Source organism: Brenneria tiliae (genome assembly GCF_023347575.1).
Lineage (GTDB): Bacteria > Pseudomonadota > Gammaproteobacteria > Enterobacterales > Enterobacteriaceae > Brenneria > Brenneria corticis.
In genome coordinates this window covers 1-255 of record NZ_JAKPCB010000026.1, presented here as the reverse complement: position 1 = coordinate 255, position 255 = coordinate 1, and the positions used below count along the sequence as shown (strand labels likewise).

1 rRNA gene is annotated in these 255 nt (G+C 53.7%); it reads right to left on the bottom strand.

Features of this window, described 5'->3' with window-relative positions:
- Nucleotides 1–255, bottom strand: a 23S ribosomal RNA gene (locus tag MFP24_RS00120); the annotation flags it as partial.

Genomic DNA, 255 nt, shown 5'->3' with positions numbered 1-255 from the left:
TAGCTTATGCCTTTGCACTAACCTCCTGATGTCCGACCAGGATTAGCTAACCTTCGTGCTCCTCCGTTACTCTTTGGGAGGAGACCGCCCCAGTCAAACTACCCACCAGACACTGTCCGCAACCCCGATCAGGGGCCCACGTTAGAACATCAAACATCAAAGGGTGGTATTTCAAGGTCGGCTCCACGCAGACTGGCGTCCACGCTTCAATGCCTCCCACCTATCCTACACATCAAGGCTCAAGGTTCAGTGTCA